Origin of the sequence: Bdellovibrio sp. HCB274 (genome assembly GCF_047306075.1) — a bacterium.
GTDB lineage: Bacteria > Bdellovibrionota > Bdellovibrionia > Bdellovibrionales > Bdellovibrionaceae > Bdellovibrio.
Window position 1 is genome coordinate 3,660,759 of the sequence record NZ_CP178623.1, and the last position, 16,498, is coordinate 3,677,256.

At 45.6% G+C, this 16,498-nt stretch carries 13 protein-coding genes; 8 read left to right on the forward strand and 5 right to left on the reverse strand.

From position 1 onward, the window contains the following. Positions 1-86: 86 nt before the first annotated feature. From ACLWNV_RS17815 to ACLWNV_RS17825, 3 genes are read left to right on the forward strand one after another with little or no spacing between them, the layout of a single operon-like run. On the forward strand, positions 87-1,652 hold the full coding sequence (locus ACLWNV_RS17815) for an acyl-CoA carboxylase subunit beta (protein ID WP_413585797.1): 1,566 nt from the start codon (positions 87-89) through the stop codon (positions 1,650-1,652). A gap of 14 nt (positions 1,653-1,666) precedes the next feature. After that, positions 1,667-3,163 carry an acetyl-CoA carboxylase biotin carboxylase subunit gene (gene accC / locus ACLWNV_RS17820; protein ID WP_413587653.1) on the forward strand — a complete coding sequence of 499 codons (1,497 nt, stop codon included), beginning with the start codon at positions 1,667-1,669 and terminating at the stop codon, positions 3,161-3,163. A 1-nt stretch (position 3,164) separates the two neighbouring features. Next, positions 3,165-3,692 carry an acetyl-CoA carboxylase biotin carboxyl carrier protein subunit gene (locus ACLWNV_RS17825; RefSeq protein WP_413582997.1) on the forward strand — a complete coding sequence of 176 codons (528 nt, stop codon included), beginning with the start codon at positions 3,165-3,167 and terminating at the stop codon, positions 3,690-3,692. Positions 3,693-3,775: 83 nt separating this feature from the next. On the opposite strand, the gene tatC is transcribed toward ACLWNV_RS17825, so the two are convergent. The 4 genes from tatC to ACLWNV_RS17845 all read right to left on the reverse strand — a co-directional run bounded on the left by tatC (position 3,776) and on the right by ACLWNV_RS17845 (position 7,556). Beyond that, positions 3,776-4,540, reverse strand: coding sequence for a twin-arginine translocase subunit TatC (tatC, locus tag ACLWNV_RS17830; RefSeq protein ID WP_413585798.1), 765 nt, complete (start codon positions 4,538-4,540; stop codon positions 3,776-3,778). Further along, on the reverse strand, positions 4,540-4,929 hold the full coding sequence (locus tag ACLWNV_RS17835; protein ID WP_413585799.1) for a twin-arginine translocase TatA/TatE family subunit: 390 nt from the start codon (positions 4,927-4,929) through the stop codon (positions 4,540-4,542). The genes tatC and ACLWNV_RS17835 overlap by 1 nt, the downstream gene beginning before the upstream one ends. A gap of 18 nt (positions 4,930-4,947) precedes the next feature. Next, positions 4,948-5,553, reverse strand: coding sequence for a hypothetical protein (locus ACLWNV_RS17840; protein WP_413585800.1), 606 nt, complete (start codon positions 5,551-5,553; stop codon positions 4,948-4,950). Between the two features lie 158 nt (positions 5,554-5,711). After that, positions 5,712-7,556, reverse strand: coding sequence for a hypothetical protein (locus ACLWNV_RS17845; protein ID WP_413585801.1), 1,845 nt, complete (start codon positions 7,554-7,556; stop codon positions 5,712-5,714). A gap of 319 nt (positions 7,557-7,875) precedes the next feature. Here ACLWNV_RS17845 and ACLWNV_RS17850 point away from each other — a divergent pair, with 319 nt between their 5' ends. Then, a complete protein-coding gene (locus ACLWNV_RS17850) occupies positions 7,876-9,426 on the forward strand; it encodes a lytic transglycosylase domain-containing protein (protein ID WP_413585802.1) in 1,551 nt (516 codons plus the stop codon). Here the strand turns inward: ACLWNV_RS17850 and ACLWNV_RS17855 are convergent. Then, positions 9,423-12,023 (reverse strand): M16 family metallopeptidase, encoded by a 2,601-nt coding sequence (locus tag ACLWNV_RS17855; RefSeq protein WP_413585803.1) that lies wholly within the window; start codon positions 12,021-12,023, stop codon positions 9,423-9,425. The two genes, ACLWNV_RS17850 and ACLWNV_RS17855, sit on opposite strands and share 4 nt — an antisense overlap. 16 nt (positions 12,024-12,039) lie before the next feature. Here ACLWNV_RS17855 and hemW point away from each other — a divergent pair, with 16 nt between their 5' ends. The 4 genes from hemW (at position 12,040) to ACLWNV_RS17875 (ending at position 16,492) form a co-directional block, all read left to right on the forward strand. Continuing rightward, a complete protein-coding gene (gene hemW, locus ACLWNV_RS17860) occupies positions 12,040-13,212 on the forward strand; it encodes a radical SAM family heme chaperone HemW (protein ID WP_413585804.1) in 1,173 nt (390 codons plus the stop codon). Positions 13,213-13,288: 76 nt separating this feature from the next. Further along, complete coding sequence (grpE, locus tag ACLWNV_RS17865) at positions 13,289-13,807, forward strand: nucleotide exchange factor GrpE (protein WP_413585805.1); 519 nt, start codon at positions 13,289-13,291, stop codon at positions 13,805-13,807. Positions 13,808-13,817: 10 nt separating this feature from the next. Continuing rightward, positions 13,818-14,828 (forward strand): DnaJ C-terminal domain-containing protein, encoded by a 1,011-nt coding sequence (locus ACLWNV_RS17870; RefSeq protein ID WP_413585806.1) that lies wholly within the window; start codon positions 13,818-13,820, stop codon positions 14,826-14,828. Next, positions 14,825-16,492: a penicillin-binding protein activator gene (locus ACLWNV_RS17875; protein ID WP_413585807.1), complete on the forward strand. Its 1,668-nt coding sequence runs from the start codon at positions 14,825-14,827 to the stop codon at positions 16,490-16,492. Before ACLWNV_RS17870 ends, ACLWNV_RS17875 begins: the two co-directional genes overlap by 4 nt. Positions 16,493-16,498 lie beyond the last annotated feature (6 nt).

Here is a 16,498-nt window from a genome sequence, read left to right on the forward strand (position 1 = left end):
CTGCGTCTGTCGTTTTAAGATGATTACTCAGATGCTCGTTGGTAGAAATATTCCTTCCGTTTTTTTAAACGTTAAAGAAGGAATTTATGAGCGAAGTATCTACAGGTATTCAAGCGAAGCTTGCTGACCTAGAAAAAAGAAATGAAGCCGCGATGGCGGGTGGCGGAGCTGCTCGTGTTGCGAAACACAAACAAGGCGGCAGACTATCTGCGCGCGAGCGTTTAGATGTTCTTTTGGATCCAGGCAGCTTCGTTGAGATGGATCGTTTCGTTACTCACCGTTGTACAAACTTCGGCATGGACAAGAATGTTGTTCCTGGCGACGGTGTAATTACTGGTTACGGTCGTATCAACGGCAAATTGGTTTATGTCTCTTCCCAGGATTTCACTGTTATCGGTGGATCCATGTCCCGCACTCAAGCAAACAAGATCTGCAAAGTGATGGACCTTTCTATCAAGAACGGTGCGCCTTTCATTTCTATCAATGACTCTGGTGGCGCACGTATTCAGGAAGGTATCGAGTCCCTTGGTGGTTATGCAGATATCTTCACTCGCAACACGATGGCTTCTGGTTTGGTTCCACAAATCACAGCAATCATGGGGCCATGCGCGGGTGGCGCGGTTTACTCCCCGTCTATCACTGACTTCGTATTCATGGTTAAAAACACTTCCTACATGTTCGTAACTGGTCCTGATGTTATCAAGACTGTGACCCATGAAGATGTGACTAAAGAAGATCTTGGCGGAGCTACAACTCACTCTGCGAAATCCGGTGTTGCTCACTTTGCAGCTGAAGACGACAAGCACTGCTTGTTGCTAATCCGTGAATTGATGAACTTCCTTCCATCAAACAATCTGGATGATGCACCCGCATTGCCAAACACAGATCGTCCTGACCGCTTAACTGAAGCGATCATGAACCTGATCCCGGACAACCCAAAGAAACCTTACGACATGCTTGCAGTTATCACTGAGTGCGTGGACGAGGGTTACTTCCTTGAGGTGCACAAACACTTCGCGCAAAACGTGATCGTGGGTTTCGCACGCTTCAACGGCCGTCCAGTTGGTATCGTGGCAAATCAGCCAAACATTCTGGCTGGTTGCTTGAATATCGAGGCTTCCCGTAAAGCGGCTCGCTTCATCCGTTTCTGTGATGCTTTCAACATCCCAGTTGTTTCATTCGTTGACGTTCCGGGCTTCTTGCCGGGTAAAGATCAAGAGTGGAATGGTATCATCACTCACGGTGCGAAGTTGTTGTATGCATATGCTGAAGCAACAGTTCCTAAAATCACTATCATCACTCGTAAAGCTTACGGTGGTGCTTACATCGTCATGGGCTCCAAGCTTTTGAGATCTGATGTGAACCTGGCTTACCCTTCTGCAGAAATCGCAGTCATGGGTGCTGAGGGCGCAGTTAGCATCATCAGCCGCGAAGAGATCAACAAAGCTAAAGATCCAGCAGCAGAAAAAGCTCGTTTGACAGCACAGTACGAAGAGAAGTTCTCGAACCCGTACGTGTCTGCAGAACTTGGCTACACTGACGAAGTGATCGATCCAGCTTTGACTCGTAAACGCATCATCGATTCTTTGGAAATGCTAAAAAATAAACGCGATATCACTCCGGCTAAAAAGCACGGAAATATCCCTCTGTAGGAGCGAACATGGCATTGTTTAAAAAAATCCTGATCGCAAATCGTGGGGAAATTGCAATTCGTATCACTCGCGCTTGTCGCGAGCTTGGTATCGCGTCTGTTGCTGTTTTCTCTGATGCCGATCGTGATAGCTTGCACGTTTTCCTGGCGGACGAGGCCTACCATATCGGGCCTTCTCCATCTAAAGAAAGCTATTTGAATTACAGAAGAATTTTGGAAGTGGCTAAGCAATCTGGCGCGGACGCGGTCCACCCAGGTTACGGCTTCTTGTCTGAAAACACGACTTTCGCAAAAGCGTGTGAAGAAGCAGGCATCACTTTCATCGGACCAACAGTCGCTAACATCGAATCTATGGGAGATAAAATCTCTGCCAAATCTTTGATGAAAAAATCCGGCGTTCCAACTGTTCCTGGTTCTGATGGCGGCGTTGACACTGTTGAAGACGCGTTGAAAGTTGCAGAAAAAATCGGTCTTCCGGTTATCATCAAAGCCACTGCCGGTGGTGGTGGTAAAGGGATGCGTATCGTTCGCAAGATGGATGAGTTTGAAAGTGCGTTCCGCGCTTGCCGCTCTGAAGGTCAGAACTATTTCGCAAATCCGACTGTTTACATCGAAAAATTCATCAACGATCCGAAACATATCGAGATCCAGGTATTCGGCGATAAACACGGCAACCATGTTCACCTGTTTGAACGTGAGTGCTCTGTACAACGCCGTAACCAAAAGATCATCGAAGAGTCTCCGTCACCTTCCGTTCCTCATGAAGTGCGCTTGCGCATGGGTGAGGCTTCTGTTCGCGCAGCGAAACAGATTAACTATGTTGGCGCCGGTACAATCGAATACATCTTCGACAACACGACTAAAGAATTCTATTTCATGGAAATGAATACACGTCTTCAGGTTGAACATCCGATCACGGAGATCGTGACTGGTGTTGACTTGGTTCGTGAGCAGATCAGTGTTGCTGCTGGTAAACCTTTGAGCTTTAAGCAAGAAGACATCAAGCAAAAAGGGCACGCGATTGAAGCACGTATCTGCGCTGAAGATCCGGTGACTTACAAACCAAATCCAGGTGTTATCCGCGCTTGCCGTCACCCACAAGGTCCGTTCATGCGTGTGGATTCTTACGCATACCCTGGTTACAACGTTCCGATTTATTACGATCCAATGATCTCTAAGGTTATTACCTGGGGTGATACTCGTAATGAAGCGATCGATCGTATGCAACGTGCTTTGTCTGAGTTCGTATTGACGGGTATTAAAACCAACATCGTTCTTCATAAAACGATTTTGGACCACCCGACTTTCCGTGACGGTACTTACACGACACAATTTATCGAGAAAAACTTCGAAGTTATCGAGCCTGTGATGTTCAAGCAAGTTGATGATCCAGTGTTCCTGATCGCAGCGGCTATTGAGGCCTATAACGATCGTAAATCGAAGGATATCCGTCAGCTTAACGTTCGCTCCACATGGAGAAGCGTGGGCCGTAAACTTCAGTTGAGGACGTAACATGTATTTCGAAGCAGAACTTAGAGGAATCAAATACAAAGTAGATGTGACAGAAGGCCGTCACTCCTGGAAAGTGTCTTTGCAACAAGACGGCAAAGAGTGGGTTCACCACGACATTTCCAAAAATGACTTTAAACACGCAGAAGAGTACATCAGCTTCCTTTTCCAGGGTAAGTCGTACCTGATCGACGTTGTGGGTTCGGACACTGAATACACGGTGTTCACGCGTAACTCATTCCGTTCGATCAAGATCTTCAATGACGAAATGCTTTTGCATGAATCTTTGAAAAAAGGCGGCGGTTTCGGCGGCGACATGGAATTAAAATCCGGTATGCCAGGAAAAATCATCGAGATCTTTGCAAAAGAAGGCGACATCGTGAAAGCGAACAAGCCACTTTTGATCATGGAAGCGATGAAGATGGAAAACGAAATGCGTGCTGCTCGTGATGTTAAAATCAAAGAGATCAAAGTTAAGCAAGGTGACTCGGTTGAGTCCGGCGCAGTTTTGATCAAGTTCGAAGAACCTTAATTGGTTCTTCGCATTTTGCGCAAAATAAAAGGGAAACTTCTTTCGGAGTTTCCCTTTTTTATTATCTTAATTTTTTTGGAATTCTACTCGCGCTCATTCTGACGGAACTCTGCAGTCCGTTTCTTTTCGAAAATGCTGACCATCAGAACGCCAGCTTCATACAGAATAACCATCGGGACCAACATCATCACCATACTCATAAGATCCGGTGGAGTGATAATTGCGGCGGCTACAGCCAACCCCATGATCGCGTAACGACGTTTCTCTTTAAGGAATTTGGAGCTTACGATGCCCATCATGCCCAGAATAGAAATCACTAATGGCAATTCAAAGCTCACACCAAACATCAGACACATTTGAGTAAAGAAGCTTAGGTATTGATCGATGGAAATCATCGCTTTATCAGTGCTGCCGCCGTAATTCATCAGGAAGTGGAAGGCCATCGGCAGAACGATGAAATATGAAAACGCCATCCCGGCAACAAACAAACCCGAACCCGCAACGATGAAACCAACAGAGTATTTCTTTTCACGCTGGTAAAGTCCTGGGGCTACGAATTTCCACACCTGATAGAGCCAAAGTGGACAGGAAACCATGATACCCAAAACAAAAGAGATCTTGATGTGCGCCAAAAACTTATCCAGAGGACCTGTATAAATCAATCCGCCATCAGGCAGGTACGGTGCAATCGGTCCACGAATGAAATCAAAAACGGGCTCGCTGAAGTAATAGCAAACACCGGTTGCGATCAACAAAATCCATACGCAACGAACCAGGCGGAATCTAAGCTCAGCCAAATGTTCATAAAGGGATTGGGCTTTTTCGTTTAATTCTTCAGAAGTCGCCATTAGCCCTTACTTCCTTTATCATCGTCGTCAGATTTTTTGGTCAAATCCTGAAGCTCCATTTGCTGAGGCTCTGGAGTCGTTGTTTGTCCACCATGAGGTACGTGATCAGGTGAAGACCAATCGCCGTGATCAGCAACTTCTGGCTTCACATCCACTGCAGGTTGTTCCGGTGGTGCTTTGGGAGCTTCTTTTCTGGTGTTCTCAAAAAGATCGATGGGATCAAACTTAGCCTGTTGCTTAAGTTCGTCCGTCAATTCACCAGTTGTACGTTTTAGTTCGTTTAGAAAGCGGCCCAGAGTGCGCGCCAATTGTGGAAGTTCTTTTGGACCGATCACGATCAGCGCCAAAGCCCCAAGGAATAAGATTTCTGACATGCCTAAGCCAAACATGGTCGCAGATTAGTGGAATCACCCTTGTTTGCCAAGCTTTAGTTGGTCTGGCGACAGGGTCAAAACACCCATTTCCACCAGCTTTTCCTTAGCCAGAGCCGATCCCGTACGCTGATAACGGTCATAGAGACGAAGAATGCTCTCGTCAGACTTAATAAAGGAATGATGACTGATGTATGTTAAAACATCCACGAACTCGATAAAGCGGGCTGAGAACGTTTTATAAACTCGCGCCAACCCATCCTCGCGCGTGCAATGCGCCAGATGAGTATAGGCTGCTCCGCCGATATTCGCATAGTAATCCACATCGACAATCTTTCGTTGTAACGAATCACCGAAAAATCCGCTGATGTAGAGTGCGCGATCCCCTAACTTTCTGAATTTTTCAGGTTTCAACGCCTGATCGGCATTATGCGCATGCAGATACATTTCAGCCAAAGTGGATTCGGCCTCGAATAAAGCTCGTGCATCTAAATATTGTTGGAGGAGATTAACAAGGTAGGTTTCAACAAGAGGAAACGTCCGAACTTTACGATCGTAGAGTCCCTTCGATACGAGCTCCTGAAAATACCCCTCTGGGCTCAGGAGCAGCTCAACTGTTTGCGAGTCTGGTTTATTTTTCATCCTTCACTCACCGCTTGTGCTTACTATAAGTCTAACAAGAATTTATGAGGATTCGGTTAATTGTTTCTGAGATTCAAGACGTTGGTCGAATCAGGTAGCTCTGTACCATTTTAAGACGGTATAAAACTAAAAAAAGCCCCATCGCTGGGGCTTTAAAATTACATAACCAAAGGTTCAATTGTTCGGATCATTGTGTTGATCAAAGTTTGTTGCACGCCCAATCTTACCTCGGGAATATAAGAGTCTTCGAAGTAGCTTTTCGATTCGTTTCTTGCTCCATCATGATAACGCTGACCGGCCGTATAGGTTACAGGATCAAGTTGAATACGGTTTACCAATCCATAGCGCACAATTTTGCCCTGGCGGAAAGATTCACAACCCTCAACATCGCTGATTCTGATTTCCACTCCCCCAGCATTCTGGTCAACCGCCAGATTTTCAAGAGGACATCTTACAACCCGGTTGTTTGTGAACTCCACTACCACATCCAAATCTGCGAACAATCTGCCGACTTTGCCAATCGGGTTTTGAATCGTTTGCCATGCTTGTTCACCCGTTTTGCTTTTAGAGAAAGTTCTTGCTGTGCGTGTTGTGTACGAACACTGACCCCAAGAGTTTCTTCCCGTGCAATCTTCCCAGTTTCTAGTGGCGACCACATATTCCTCAGCAGCGCGGTTTTCCCACTGATAAACAGTTGGATTGACAATAATACGACTGCCATATCGAGGAATGAAGCCTGCATAAAATACGTTGTTTGGATTTGTCATCTTGTTCTTAACAACATTTGTAAACGGCTCTGCTTTCAAAGTTTCCGGACGTGAAGGGTCTACTCCAGTAAAAGAAGTTATGTCGTCTGCGCGGTGAAGTTTTGATCCAAAAGAAACCGTTCTCTGAATGCGTTGATTATCCATTTGCACCCAGTTTACCTGAAACATTTCTTCGTCAGAGTAATTGGCTTGTTTAAACTGCACGCAGGCCACAGAGACACACTTTTGATCCAGATCCACTTTGGGGTTCTCTTCAAATTTTACAAAAAACTGCTCGACCGCCTGACTTACGATTTTCTGCATCTGTGAGTTGTAATCACCCTTGATGTAAATATTCATTTCGCTTTCTTTGATTACCGACTGAATAGCATTTTCAACTTCCATTTGTGCGTAAGGGGGATACTGCGCAATAAGGCGAATCTTGATAGCTTCAAATATTTTTCTTTTACTGAAATTTACATGGAGTTCGGCGACAGGCACAGGCACCACGACGGAGTATTTAACATTGATGTCTGCCAATGAATTTCTAAGCGCATCTGTGAGTGCATAATGAAGTTCCTTTTCAGTTAGTCTTACCGTAACAATAAAGGGTTTGTTAATTTCGCAGTAATCAGAGCCTTGAGTGTTTTCGGGTGTGGCGTCGAATGACCGACCCGCAAAGTTCATTTTTATTTCTTCGGCACAACCTGGTAGAGCCGCGATTTCAAATGGATTGCTTGTTCCGGTAACGCTTCGTACGTTCTCTTTTAATTCTTCATAGTCTGAAACACGAAACGCCGATGGAATTTCGATTTCTGTCCCGTCCATCTTCATGGAGTTTGTATTTTTGGAAAGACCATCAATGATGGCGACATTAAAGGGAACCGTGTATCTTCCGTCTGCCTCTTGTTCAAGCGCACCAAAACTACCGCCTCCGTAAACAATCAAGCGTGGAGCTACATAGTACTGGGGACGATCGGAGATACCTTCGATCTTAAAGACATTTGCGTTAAGACTTTTATGAGTTGGAACAGTTGAAAGACCTGATGCCGAAAGTCTTTCGAGATTCTTCCTTAGCGTCTCGGCATCAACGGTGTTGACAGTCATCTCACCAATTTTTTGACCGCCGACGGTTACTGGTTTCGCCATTGGTTCTTGCGTTTTGATTTCAGATTTTGAACTTGTACATCCTGCGATTGATATCGCTGCGGCAATGCACATCAGGGATTGTGGAATGTTAGCTTTTAGGTTGATCATCTTTTCTCCTTAGTTAATTTGATGACAAGCCCTAAAGCACTCTCTGTGCCCGGAAAATCCGGCGTCAGATCCAATAGACTCTGTTTGAATGGGATTTGATCGAAGAATTCGGACGGAATTCTTGGATTTCGGATTGTTGAATAGCTATTTCACCCGGCTGATGAAGTGCCGAGGTTTTTTCCAATAATGAGACAACGGGGCCCATTCCGAGCTAGGTGTATAACTTTTATACGCTCGGCCCCCCTTCATTTGTATCTCACCGCCATATGCCCTGGCACCAGGCTTGCTCTTTAATGCTGTGAAGAAAGAGCGGGTGTATATGATTAAGATTAATATGTCTTCCAAATTGAAGATGAAGAAGTGCAAGGGTTCGGGCCGATGTGTCGCTACTTTTGCGGTTCTGACTGGTTTGGCTGCCTATTATTACACGGCCCCGGTTGTGGATTCTGAATCAGTACTTAGTGATATCACTGCTAAAATTGAGCAGGTGAAGGAAACCGTTCTTACCCCAAAACCAGCTCTTGATATGAATGCACAAATCGCCGCGATTGCCGCTGAAGACCAGGCAATGGAAGAGCAAACGCCGTCTGCGGATAACTCTGTGGAAAGCGACGAACCAGAGCATATTCCTGAATCCGCTGTTGTTGAAAATCGCGAAAATATTCTTAACGACTACCAAAACCTGATCGCTGATGAATTCCATATCCCAGAAAACATGCGAAATCGTGTGGGTTTCTGGTTTGATATCTATACTCAGCACAATTCCCATAAACGTCTGATTCATCACTCTGAATATCCTTGGATTGTGTTTGAAATAGTGGACGTGACTCCGATTATTGAGACCGATACTCCAAAATTCCGCTGGATGAGAAACATGAAAGCGGACGCAATGGTGAAACAACAGGTTGAAAAAACCAAAACCGCATTGAAATCTCTTTCTAAAAGAAAGAATTTCGAGAACCTAACTGAAGACGAAACACGTGTGATGAACGCATTGTCTCATTTGGATGGCGAGGTTCAAAAGAAAGCCAAGTTCGCTCTTAACAACGTACGTGTGCAAATGGGTCAAAGAAACTTCTTCCAGGAAGGCTTGGAAGTCAGTCCCAAATACCTTCCCGGCATGGAAGAGATCTTTGAAAACTATAACCTTCCAGTCGAGTTGACTCGACTGCCATTCGTGGAATCAAGCTTCAACAAGCACGCAAAAAGTAAAGTTGGCGCATCTGGTATCTGGCAGTTCATGGGTAACACCGGTCGTAAGTTCATGGTAGTTACAGATCATATCGACGAAAGAACTTCTCCATTTAAAGCTTCGGTGGCTGCAGCTCAGTTGCTTAAAGAAAATCACATGATTCTTAAACGCTCTTGGCCTTTGGCGATCACTGCTTGGAACCACGGTCCCCCTGGTATGCGCAAAGCAATGGCGAAAATGAAAACAAATGACTTGGGCGAGATCGTGGAAAAGTACCGCAGTAAAACATTTGATTTTGCTTCCTCGAATTTCTATTCAGAATTCCTGGGTGCACTGTTTGCGGAAAGATACCACAAAGAGATCTATGAAGACGTAAACTATGCACAGCAATTAAATTTGCACACAGTTAAGCTTTCCAAGAACATCAGCGCTAAAGATCTTTTGAAACGCAGCAAACTATCTGCGGAAGACTTTATGCTGTTCAACCCGGATTTGAAAAAGGCTGTGCAAATGAATGCGCAAGTGCCGTCAGGATTTATGATCATGCTTGATGATGATTCACGCGATCATCTAAAAAGCATCGTGGCCAGCGCAACTTTAGGTAAGAAAAAGAAAGTATCCAAACCGACCGCTCAAAATGAAGTTACTTTGAGCGAGCCGGTTGCTGGTGAACTTTAAATATCATTTGGCCCGACCAGAGAAATGATCTCTGGTTGGGAGAATATCTTCTGCGCCAGGTTCTGAATATCTTCCGGAGTGATGGCAAAATACTTATCAGCCACATCCAGACTTTCACGATAATCCAAACCATAAATATCATCGAACAGGATTGCATTGCAGATTGTGCCTTTGCGTTGCAACTCAATGTCGTGGCGACCAATCAGGTATCTTTGTGCACGCGTTAGTTCATCCTCGCCGACTTTAACTTCGGCAAGTTTCTGAAATTCCGCCTTCAACATCTGAATGGATTTTTGTGCTTTTTCCGGAGAACAACCAATGTATCCTCCGAAGTAACCGCCCTCGATCCCTTCCATGTGCATTGGTGATACCGAATATGCCAAAGAGTTCTTATCACGAAGCTCCAGGAACAAACGACCACCCTGGCCACTTAAAATTGATTGAATGATCTCAAGCGTGTAGCGCTCTGGACTTTTCAGCGTCAATCCTTGGTAACCCACGATGATATGGCTTTGCTCTTTTTTTAGCTCGTGGAAAATGTGTTTGCTCTCAGTCACCTTCGTCACGGGGAAGTGATTTTCAATCTTCTTTCCTGCTGGCAGACCGGCGGTAACCTCTTCGAATGTTTTCACCCATTTTTTAGTGTCAACGTCGCCTACCACACAGATCGTCAGATTCTTTGCATGAGCCACGTGGTTATAGTATTTACGCAGGGATTCCTGATCAATTGCCGAGATAGACTGATCGTTACCCAGCAAATCGCGCGAGTATGGGTGATTTTTAAAGATCTCCTTCATGAAATTCATCACACAGATTTGTGATGGATTGTCATTGCGGGATTTCACCTGGTTTTTCTGTACAATCTTCTCACGCTCTAGAATGTGAACCGGAAATTGCGGATGCAATAGGGAATCAGTATAGATCTCCATCATCTTGTCTTCAAATGGTGAAAGATAGTCCATCGACATACCGACGGAGTTTCTACCACCAAAGGCACCGATACCTGCAGCCAGTTCATCCACACGGTGATTGATATCGTCTTCGGTGAATTTTGCTGTTCCCGACAACCAGTTTCTTGAAAACAACTCTGTTAAACCATTCGTCGTTCCGTCTTCCGTGCGTGCTCCACCCAGGAAGGCCGCTTTCATTGAAACATATGGAGTGTCTTTTTGTTCGCGAATAAGCAAAGTAGCGCCAGACTTCAAAGTGATTCTTTGAGTTTCAGGCGTATGTTTCACCGCCTCGGTATTGATCGAGAATTTTTTAGGCACGAACTTAGGTGGCTTTTCTCGGCTTGCTTTCGTTGTCGCAAGAGCCTTCTTAAGGTTTCTGGCAAACAACTTCATCGACTTATCAGCAACTGCTTTGTCCATGTTAGTCATAAGAGACAAACTGAACGCATCAGATTTGAAGTATTTCTTTGCGGCCTTCTGAATATCTTCAGGCTTTAAAGAGTAAACCTGTTTCATGTATTTGCGATAGTGATCGTGGTCGTCGTAGTAAAACTCGTCGCCTCCGGCTTTTCTCGCAATGTTATCCACAGTCTCCATCGAATAAACTTCGTGGCTGGCAAAATTCGTAATGGCCTTTTGCATTTCGATCGTGCTTGGTGGCTCGTGAATCATTTTCGTCAGAACCGGAATCATTTCATGTAAAGCGCGATCAAGATTTTCGGGCTCAAGATTAAATGAAATAGCGAATAAGCCATCATCCGGCATCGAGTAACTAAACGCACCAACTGAGTTTGTCAGAGGTTCACGGATACGCAACGTTTGCATCAAACGAGATGAATCACCCTGTCCAAGAATTGCCGCCAATACCTCAAGGGCTGCAATGTCCTTGTGCTTCACGTTTGGAATGCGCCAGCTTAAGTAGCCCGTTGTGGTTTCGAATTTGGCCTGCTCAACCTTGATGCGAATGTTTTTTTGCGCTGGTTCCTTCGTGTGTTTGGCTTTACGCAGTTTATACGGCGCGAAGCCTCCAAACATCTTTTCAACCTTCGTTTTCATTTCTTTCGATTCAAAGTCACCGGCAATGACCAGGAACATGTTCGAGGGAACGTAACGACTTTGATAGTATTCACGGATTTTTTTGGCGCTGACATTTTTTACGACTTTGTCATAACCAATGACCGGGATACCGTATTCGTGTTTGCGGAAAATATTTGAGAATAAAAGCTGACTGGATCTGCGCCCCGGGCTGTCCTGGCCGCGTTTGATCTCTTCAAGTACAACTTCGCGCTCGTTATCGATTTCCTGCGGATCAAATGTTGGGAAGCCCATCATTTCGCTGATAACGTCCATGGCCACATCGGTGAATTGTTTGGAAATCGTCACATAGAATACGGTCTGATCAAAGGAAGTATAGGCATTCAGCTCCCCGCCAGAACCCTCGACAGTCGCGGCAATTTCGCCCACTTTGTACTTGCGAGTGCCTTTAAAGACCAGATGCTCGATAAAGTGAGAAATCCCCTCTTCGCCTTTTTTCTCGTCAGCGGAGCCTGTTTTCACCCACATTTGAACTGAGACCACAGGGGACTTGTGACTCTCTAACAAAAGGACTTTCATACCGTTTTTTAGTTGAAATTTTTTAGACATACTCTACATAACTCCCATGGCTTTCGGCGTTTACGTTCACATTCCTTACTGTATCCAGCGCTGCACATACTGTGACTTCGCGACTTACGAGCAAAGCAAGATTTTGCCGCCGGATCAGTACGTCCAATTGCTGTTTGAGGAAATTCGCCAAAAGCATCGCTATTATCAGCCTCAAAAGTTAGACACACTTTACTTTGGTGGCGGTACACCAAGCTTGATCCCTGCTCATCTTATTGTAGCGGTTATCAAAGAGCTGGGTAGATATGGCTATACAACTGGACCCGAAACCGAGATCACCATCGAGATTAATCCAGCGACAGTCGACAAAGATAAATTGAAAATGTACATCGACCATGGCGTGAACCGTTTTAGTGTTGGTGCTCAAACTTTCGATGACCGTCTGTTGAAGATGGTTCACCGCGAACACTCCGCAAAACAAACGCTGGAGACTCTGGACCTTTTGCGGGCTCATGGCTTAAATTTTAGTTTTGATATCCTTTTTGCACTGCCATCACAAACGCTTGAAGGTTTAAAGAACGATGTGCGCATCGCTGTAGAGCAAGGTGCGAAACATATCAGCCCATACTGCCTGACAGTTCCTGAGGGACATCCGCTTTCCAAGGGACGAGCCCTTGAAGAAGAGCAAGTCGATATGTTTGATTTCATCGCCGCCGAACTGACTGGCCGCGGTTTTCAGCAGTATGAAATTTCAAACTTTTCTTTGCCGGGTTATGAATCCCGCCACAACATGCTTTACTGGGTGGATCAGCCTTATTGGAGTTTGGGACTCAGCTCTCATTCGTATTCCAAAGAATCCCAATGGGGCACGCGTTATTGGAATTTAAATTCCATCGGCGAGTACAAAAAACAGATACTGGATTTCCAAGGACAAGAATTCACTTCGCCTGCGGCGCATTTACCAAGTGCGCAAGTAGAACAATTGGAAATGCACCAGGCACTTACGGACTTTTGTCATACCTCAATGCGTTTAATGCGCGGTCTCAATGAGCGCGAACTGCAGGAGAAATTTCCTGTTGCGGTTTATCATCAGATTTCCAGCATCATGAATAAGCTCATTGGAAATGGCTGGGTTCAATCTGAGAATAATCACTGGTCCCTAACACGAGACGGCTTAGTAATTAGCAACAAAGTTTTCCAGGAATTGACCTTCCTTAAAGAAGACGTCTAGGTCAAAAAATCTGCACCCGCATTAATTGACAATATCTAATGAATACACAATCTTAAGTATTGCGAAAGGAACTTTCATGTCAGAGGAAAACAACTCTCAAAATTCAAATCCTGATACATCAGAAAACTTCGACGTATCTTCTGAGATTCAAAAGCTTCAAGAGCAGGCTGAAAAGTATAAAAACGATTTCCTGTACCTGCGCGCTGAGTTTGAAAACTACAAACGTAATGCCATCAAAGAACGTTCTGAATTGATGAAGTACGGTGGTGAAAGATTTATTCGTGACCTTTTGGATGTCGTGGATAATTTTGATCGCGCTTTGCAGGTAAATGTAACGGCGGAAAACCTGAACACTTACAAACAAGGTGTTGAAATGACGGCAACAGAGCTTCGCAACTTGTTGGCAAAGCACTCTGTGACTGAGATCGCCTCTGAAGGCGTCCCATTTGATCCGAACATTCACGAAGCATTAAGCTCTGAAGCAACTGATAAAGTGGCTCCGGGCCATGTCGCTCGCGTATTTAAAAAGCCTTATAAACTGCACGACAAGGTTATTCGTACCGGCCAGGTTGTGGTCGCAAAGAAACCAGAATAAGAGGAATTGATTGTCTAAGAAGGACTACTACTCCCTTTTAAATGTTTCGCGAACGGCAACTGCGGATGAAATTAAAAAAGCATTCCGCAAGCTGGCGCTGCAGTATCACCCGGATAAAAATCCTGGTGATAAAAAGGCCGAGGAGAAATTCAAGGAATTGAGCGAAGCCTATGAAGTGCTAAGCGATACCAAAAAGCGCGAGATGTATGATCAGTTCGGTCATGCAGGCCCGGGTTTTAGTGGTGGCGGAGCCGGTGGTCCCTTCGGGGGGGCTGGCGGATTCGGTGGCTTCGGCCAAGGCGGCGGTTTTGGCGGAGCAGGTTCCGGTCAAGGTGGCGATCCGTTTCAGGATATTTTCGGTGACGTGTTTGGCGATATTTTTGGTGGCCGCGCTGGTGGAGCTGGCGCTGGGGCACGCGCCCGTCGTCCGCAAAAAGGCACAGACCTGCGCTATACTTTAAATGTTTCTTTCGAAGAAGCAGCCGTCGGCACCGAGAAGGTTATCAGCTTCATGCGCCAGCGTGGCAGCAAAGAAGAGTCTGCAAAATTATCTGTGAACGTTCCGGCCGGAGTTAAAGAAGGTCAGCGACTAAAACTTGCTGGCGAAGGCGATGGCGGTAGCGGTGGCTCTGCCGGTGATCTTTATGTGATCATTGCTTTGCAGGAGCATCCAATATTCAAGCGCGCAGAGAATGATGTGACTTTGGATCTTCCAATTACGTACACCGATGCAATTTTGGGAACCAATATTGAAGTTCCGACCCTGACGGGAAAAGCGATGATTCGCATTCCTCCCGGCACTCATTCTGGACAAACGTTCCGTTTAAAGGGAAAAGGCTTTCCAAAAATTGGTGGCTTTGGAACTGGTGATATGATGGTTAGAATACTGGTGGATACGCCAAGTAGTCTTTCAAACCGTCAAAAGGAATTGATTGAAGAACTGGCTAAATCCGGGGAATCCACCCCGATGGTTAAGGCATTCCACGATAAAGTATCTCACTTGATGAGGAATAGAAAATGACAGCGAAGCTCGCTCTGATTGTCTCCGCATGTTTAATCGCTTCTTGTACGACACCTACGACAAAAAGAACGGAGACCAAGCAAGCTCCCGTCGCTGGTAAAACCAACGGTAAAAAAGGTAAAGGCATGTCTGGCATGGCGGCAAAACCGCCACCAGTTACGCCCACAACTCCCGCACTGCCCACTCCCCCTTCAAGTGACCCAATGGTGGCACTTAAAGAACTGGTTGTGTTGTCAGTTCAAGCACCAACCAAGCAGGAACAAGACGTCTATCGCCTGCGCGCCATCGAAGATGTTGAAAATCGTTTAAACGAAAAGCAACTTGAAGAGGTCGCTGACAGTTCTGAATACGGTTATTTGCGTGGACACGCGATGTCTCGCCTGGCTGACAAAGCCCTGGATGAACGCGATATTTCAAAAGCTAAAAAATACTATGCAGGTGTGATTGATTATCTTCCAGAAAGTGATCTGGCTGCCAGAGCAAAAGATATTATTTCCCAGCTTGATGCTGCAAAGAATGTTCAATCAAAAACTATCGGTGTGGTTCTGCCTTTAAGTGGTCGTAACGCGCCTGTGGGTCAACGCGCCCTGCGCGGCCTTGAAATGGGCTTGGGGCTTCATGTTCCGGGCTCTGGCTTTAAACTTGCGGTGATGGATAGCGAAGGCAATCCAGATTCTGCGCGCCGAGGTGTTGAGCGTCTTGTAAAAGAGGATAACGTTATTGCGGTTGTGGGAAGCTTGCTAAGTAAAACAGCCCCAGCAGTTGCTGCAAAGTCGGACGAGCTTGGAGTTCCCAGTATTGCCCTTTCTCAACGTTCTGGTCTGACTGAAATTGGCCCGACTGTATTTAGAAATTCACTGACAAGTGAAATGCAGGTTCGCCAGCTGGTTAGAACTGCGATGGATGATATGGGTATGAAACGCTTTGCTGTTCTATATCCCAACGATCAGTACGGTATTGAATTCACAAATATCTTCTGGGATGAAGTTCTGGCTCGCGGTGGAAAAATCACGGCGACTCAAACTTACTCGACCAAAGAAACTGATTTCCGCCTGGTGATTCAACGTTTGGTTGGCACCTATTACGGTGAAGGTCGTCAGGACGAGTTCAACTTGCGCCTTAAAGATCTTAAGCATTCCGATAGAAAACGTTCAGCACGCGGTGACAACACTGAAAACGTGCTCCCGCCGATTACGGATTTTGATGCGATCTTTATTCCTGATAGCGCTAAAGCCATGGGACAAATCGCTGCAATGCTCGCTTTCAATGACGTGCGCGGTGTAAAACTTATGGGTACAAATCTGTGGAATACTGCTGGTATCGCTAAGCGCGCCGGAAATTTTGCAAACAATCTCATGTTCGTGGACTCGATTGCGCCAACTGCCCAGGATCAATCCCGCTTTATTAATGAATACAAAAATCTTTATGGCGAACCACCAACTTTAATTGAGATTCAAGCCTATGATGCGGGTCTAATCCTGCGCCAGCTTGTAGCCTCAGGAGCTGATACACGCGAAGAATTAACAGCTAAGCTAATTGGCCTTAACAAGTTCCCCGGATCGCTTGGAAGCCTTTCTATGAGCGCTGAGCGCGAGATTGACCGCCCAGTGATCTCCCTGACTGTGGAAAAAGGTGAAATCGCTCCCCTACGCATGCGTCAATAGGTTCCA

What these genes read in the sequence shown, in the direction of transcription:
- ACLWNV_RS17815 (WP_413585797.1), top strand. Translation starts at nt 87, where the DNA reads ATGAGCGAAGTATCTACAGGTATTCAAGCGAAGCTTGCTGACCTAGAA.
- ACLWNV_RS17825 (WP_413582997.1), top strand. Translation starts at nt 3,165, where the DNA reads ATGTATTTCGAAGCAGAACTTAGAGGAATCAAATACAAAGTAGATGTG.
- tatC (WP_413585798.1), bottom strand. Translation starts at nt 4,540, where the DNA reads ATGGCGACTTCTGAAGAATTAAACGAAAAAGCCCAATCCCTTTATGAA.
- ACLWNV_RS17835 (WP_413585799.1), bottom strand. Translation starts at nt 4,929, where the DNA reads ATGTTTGGCTTAGGCATGTCAGAAATCTTATTCCTTGGGGCTTTGGCG.
- ACLWNV_RS17840 (WP_413585800.1), bottom strand. Translation starts at nt 5,553, where the DNA reads ATGAAAAATAAACCAGACTCGCAAACAGTTGAGCTGCTCCTGAGCCCA.
- ACLWNV_RS17845 (WP_413585801.1), bottom strand. Translation starts at nt 7,556, where the DNA reads ATGATCAACCTAAAAGCTAACATTCCACAATCCCTGATGTGCATTGCC.
- ACLWNV_RS17850 (WP_413585802.1), top strand. Translation starts at nt 7,876, where the DNA reads ATGATTAAGATTAATATGTCTTCCAAATTGAAGATGAAGAAGTGCAAG.
- ACLWNV_RS17855 (WP_413585803.1), bottom strand. Translation starts at nt 12,023, where the DNA reads ATGTCTAAAAAATTTCAACTAAAAAACGGTATGAAAGTCCTTTTGTTA.
- hemW (WP_413585804.1), top strand. Translation starts at nt 12,040, where the DNA reads ATGGCTTTCGGCGTTTACGTTCACATTCCTTACTGTATCCAGCGCTGC.
- grpE (WP_413585805.1), top strand. Translation starts at nt 13,289, where the DNA reads ATGTCAGAGGAAAACAACTCTCAAAATTCAAATCCTGATACATCAGAA.
- ACLWNV_RS17875 (WP_413585807.1), top strand. Translation starts at nt 14,825, where the DNA reads ATGACAGCGAAGCTCGCTCTGATTGTCTCCGCATGTTTAATCGCTTCT.